5 protein-coding genes and 1 riboswitch are annotated in these 4,886 nt (G+C 30.9%); of the genes, 4 read left to right on the forward strand and 1 reads right to left on the reverse strand.

Annotation, left to right across the window (positions count from 1 at the left end):
* Positions 1-78 precede the first annotated feature (78 nt).
* Positions 79-245: riboswitch (M-box (ykoK) riboswitch) on the forward strand.
* A 96-nt stretch (positions 246-341) separates the two neighbouring features.
* The 4 genes from ACLVEP_RS12455 (at position 342) to mgtE (ACLVEP_RS12470) (ending at position 4,225) form a co-directional block, all read left to right on the forward strand.
* Positions 342-698, forward strand: a complete 357-nt coding sequence (locus ACLVEP_RS12455) for a magnesium transporter MgtE N-terminal domain-containing protein (RefSeq protein ID WP_412585222.1) — start codon at positions 342-344, stop codon at positions 696-698.
* Between the two features lie 3 nt (positions 699-701).
* On the forward strand, positions 702-1,673 hold the full coding sequence (gene mgtE, locus ACLVEP_RS12460; protein WP_412585223.1) for a magnesium transporter: 972 nt from the start codon (positions 702-704) through the stop codon (positions 1,671-1,673).
* 42 nt (positions 1,674-1,715) lie between these two features.
* A complete protein-coding gene (locus ACLVEP_RS12465; RefSeq protein WP_412585225.1) occupies positions 1,716-2,663 on the forward strand; it encodes a ketopantoate reductase family protein in 948 nt (315 codons plus the stop codon).
* A 218-nt stretch (positions 2,664-2,881) separates the two neighbouring features.
* A complete protein-coding gene (gene mgtE / locus ACLVEP_RS12470) occupies positions 2,882-4,225 on the forward strand; it encodes a magnesium transporter (RefSeq protein ID WP_117346751.1) in 1,344 nt (447 codons plus the stop codon).
* Between the two features lie 32 nt (positions 4,226-4,257).
* On the opposite strand, the gene ACLVEP_RS12475 is transcribed toward mgtE (ACLVEP_RS12470), so the two are convergent.
* On the reverse strand, positions 4,258-4,886 hold a 629-nt coding region (locus ACLVEP_RS12475; protein ID WP_412585226.1), incomplete at its 5' end, for a Cof-type HAD-IIB family hydrolase.

The raw sequence follows: 4,886 nt of genomic DNA on the forward strand, positions 1-4,886 counted from the left end.
AAAGTGAGAATAACGGAGTTAAATCAAAAGATGTGTCAGATGGTTAATTAAGTTAATAAATATAATGAAAATGAATTGAATAAACAACGGTAGGTGAGGTTGCCGCAGGGATTTGGATATCCTAAGATTACTGCCGCAAAATTGTGGAGACACAATGCGCTGGTTAGCAGATAAAGTCGCAAAGGCTTTGTTTAATGTAATTGATATGCCCTGTGATACTAAAGCTTGAACGGATGAAATGGAATAGAACATCGCTCAAGCAGCGATGTTTTTTTGTAAGGAGGTGAGTTATATGGACGAGGGTTGTCAAAGGCAAATTCAAAGAAGGAGGAAATATCAAAATGAAAAAAGAATTATTGCTAGAATTATTAAATACAAAACAATACAAACAATTACATACTTTATTAATGGAAAACAATGCTGTCGATATAGCTTATCTTTTACAACAAATACAAATAGATGATTGTGCTATTGCTTTTCGCTTACTTTCTAAAAAGAAAGCAGCACAAGTATTTTCAAATATGGATATTAAAATGCAAAGTCAACTTGTAGAATTGTTTAGTGAAAAAGAGTTAGAATCATTGATTGAAAATCAATATATGGATGATCTTGTAGATTTAATCGAAGAATTGCCTGCAAATTTAGTAACTAGACTTTTAAAACATGTCGATGAAAATCAAAGAAAAGTCATCAATTAACTTTTGAGTTATCCTAAAGATAGTGCTGGAACAATTATGACTACTGAATTTCTTTCTTTAAAGAAAGAAATTCAACTTAAAGATGCTTTAACTTATATTAAACAAAATGGAAATCATTGTAAAAGCATTTACACAAGTTATGTCTGCCAAGATAAGAAATTAATAGGAATTGTTTCGACGAAAGATATTTTATTAAATGATGAAAATAAAAGTATTGAAGAAATTATGAAAGAAGATTTTCAATATGTTTATACTCATACAGATCAAGAAGAAGTTGTTAATATTTTTAGAAAATATGATTTAGTTGTTTTACCTGTTTTAGATGATGAAAAAATGCTTGTAGGAATTGTGACAGTTGATGATGTCATGGATGTTATGGTAGATGAAACTAGTGAAGATATTTCTAAAATGGCTGCTGTAGAACCACATGATAAAAGTTATTTTGAAACATCTGTTTTTGAACATGCTAAACATCGTATTATTTGGTTACTTGTATTGATGTTTTCTGCAACACTTACAGGAAGTATTATTACAAGATATGAAAATGCTTTTCAAGCAGTACCTTTATTAGTCTCATTTATTCCTATGTTGATGGATACAGGAGGAAATTGTGGCTCTCAAAGTTCTACTTTAATTATTAGAGGGATTGCTTTAAATGAAATACGTTTTAAAGAAATTTTTAAAGTGATGTTTAAAGAATTTAGAATTGCATTAGTAGTAGGGGTGATTTTAGCGATTGCTAATGGATTTAGAATTTATGTGATGTATCAAGACCTTAATATTGCTTTTGTGATTGCTTTATCTTTAATTGTAACAGTTATTTTATCTAAATTAATTGGTTGTATTCTTCCTTTAGTTGCCAATCAAATTGGTTTAGATCCAGCAATTATGGCTTCACCACTTATTACAACAATTGTAGATACATGCTCTATTCTTGTTTATTTCAATATTGCTGTACACATTTTTAACTTATAAATTTTGTGCTACAATATAGAAAAATAAATGGGGGATGAAAAAATGGAAATAAAAACAGTTGCTGTTTTAGGTGCTGGAGCAGTAGGTTCATATATTATTTGGGGATTAGACAAAAAAGTAAAATTAGGTGTTATTGGAGAAGGTGAACGTGCTAAACGTTTACAAAAGGGATGTTTGATCAATGATCAAATGTATTATCCAGAAGTATGGTCACCGACAGAAGCACATGGAGTGGATTTATTGATTGTTTCTTTAAAATATGGTGCTTTGAAAGATGCCTTAAAATCTATTCAAACAATTGTTGACGATCATACAATTGTCATGTCTTTAATGAATGGTGTAGATAGTGAAGAAATCATTGGAGAAGTCATAGGTAAAGAACATCTCATGCCATCTTTAATTAAGATTGCTTCACATAAAGAAAATGGTTATTGCTTTGATCCTGAAACAACCATTGGGATTGTTTTTGGAGAATTGCAAGCACCTTATCAAAGCAAACGTGTACAAGCAATAGAATCATTATTTGAAAATACAGGGATTCATTATCGTGTAAGTAATTATATTCAAGAAGAAATTTGGAGTAAATTTCGTTTAAATGTATGTAATAATTTACCTCAAGCTATTTTAGGAGCTGGAGTAGGATGTTATCGTGATAGTGAACATATGAAATTTATTCAAGATGGTTTACGTCATGAACTTGAAACCATTGCGCATGCTAAAGGAATTGATTTAAGTAAAGCTGATTCTTCTTCGACGCGAGGAAGTGCTGTACCTGCAACTGCTCGTTATTCTACATTGCAAGATTTAGATGCTAAACGTCATAGTGAAATTGATATGTTTTCTGGAGCTTTAATCAAAATGGGTAAAGAACTTCACATTCCTACACCTTATAATGAATATACTTATCATATGATAAAAGCACTTGAAGAAAAGAATGATGGATTATTTGATTATGATCAAGAAAATCAAAGAAATATGTGCTCGAAATAAGAAGATAGCAAATGTTATCTTCTTTTTTTATAAAATCAATCTTTTTATTATGTAAAAAATGATTTTTTTCTTTAAAAGTTTGAACATTATGATAAAATGAACAAGGTGGAGGTGGTAAAAATGATAGTAGACCCGTTATCCGGTGGACACAATGATAATAGTGAGGATCATTTACCACCGTCGGTAAAGTTCCTCTTTAAATAAGAGGGGGAAAATAAATGATAAAACAAATGACTTCTGAAGAATTAAAGAATTTAATTCTTCACGGGAATAAAGAAATAATTAAAGAAGTTTTAGAAAATATTCACCCGGCAGATATCCTTGATATTTTGCATGAAGATGAAGATTCATCAAAAGAAATCTTAGAACATTTACCAAATGAAGTTATTGGTGATATTTTAGATGAAGAAGATGATGAAGAACTTATCTTAGAATGGTTGAATTTATTTTCAAAATATAAACAAAAACAAATCTTAGATGAAGTTAGCCATGACGTTATTACGGATGTTATTGGATCAATCGAAGATGAAGATGAAAAAAATGCTTTTTTAGAATTGTTGGAAGATGACGATAAAGAAGATGTCAAACAGTTATTACAATATAACCCAGAAACTGCTGGGGGAATTATGACAACTGAGTATTTAGATATCCATGCAAATAATACAGTTAAAGAAACATTATTATTTTTACAAACAACTGAAGAAGAACCAAGACATTATCTTTACGTTGTTGATAAGGAAAATGTGTTAAAGGGAGTTGTTTCTTTAGGTGATATCGTTACAAGTACCTTTGATACACCAATGCTTGAGATTACAAATCAAAATGTTAAAGCTGTTTATTATTATGAAGACCAAGAAGAAGTTGCGAAGACTTTTAGTAAATATGGATATATTTTGATGCCTGTTATAGATGAACAACATCATTTATTAGGCGTTATTGATATCGATGATGTTATGGATGTCATCGAAGAAGAAACAACTGAAGACATGAACTTATTAGGAGGGGTTGGTTCTGAAGAACGTTTAGATTCAACGCTTGTAGAATCATTTAAAAACCGTATTCCTTGGTTGATTGTCAATCTTTTTACAGCAATTATGGCTTCAAGTGTTGTTAGTGTCTTTGAAGGAACAATTGCTAAGGTTGTTGCTCTTGCAACGATTAGCCCGATTATTACAGGAATGGGTGGTAATGCCGGAACACAAACTTTAACTATTGTTGTTCGTGGTTTATCACTAGGAGAATTAGATAAAGAAAATGCTCGCAAAGTTTTATTAAAAGAAATTGGACTTGGTATTTTAAATGGTGTTATCATTGGGGCATTAGTTTCAGTAGGGGCTTGGTTCTTTGCTGGTAATCCATGGTTTGGTGTTGTAGCTGGACTTGCCATGATTTGTAACATGATTGTTGCAACACTTGCAGGTTATTTTGTACCGGTTATTTTAGATAGATTTCATGTTGATCCAGCTCTTGCAAGTGGAGTTTTTGTAACAACATGTACAGATATGTTTGGATTCTTTGCTTTTTTAGGACTTGCAACCATTTTAATGTCACATTTACTCTAATAAAAAACATTGGAAAAAAATCCAATGTTTTTTTATATAAGTTGATATTTTTTCATGGTTTTATAAATACCATCTTCAGCAATGTCATCACATACTTCATCAGCAATTGCTTTTAAACCCTCTTTAGCGTTACCAACAGCAATACCGACATGGCAATACTCTAACATATCAGCATCATTCATGCCATCACCAAAGGCAAAAGTATTTTCTTGAGGAATGTTTAAATGTTTGATGAGTGTTTCAATGGCACTTGCTTTGTTAACACCGACAACGGATAATTCTCCTGAATCATCTCCAAAAGCAGGAACGGTACAATGAATAACATTGAATGCATCAGAAAAGTTATCTATAATTGTTTGAAAAGGAATATCTTTATTTTCTAAAAAACAAATTTTATTGACATCACTACGATACATACTTTCTCCCTCTATTAAAGATGTAATAAAGTGACTTGGTTGTTCAGCTTTTTTCTTTCTAGCCTTTTCATCATTTTCTAAATCGCCATAAGTAATCATTTCTAAGCGAGGTACTAAATTTTCACTAGCAAACAAACCACCATTACTTTCAAGATAATAGTCATAATCATTTTCTTCAAAAAAATCTACAACACGATGGACATCTTTATCAGATACTTTTTTATGATAAAGCATGTCTTCACCAA

It is taken from the genome of Faecalibacillus sp., from assembly GCF_047023275.1.
In the GTDB taxonomy this organism is placed as follows: Bacteria; Bacillota_I; Bacilli_A; order Erysipelotrichales; family Coprobacillaceae; genus Faecalibacillus.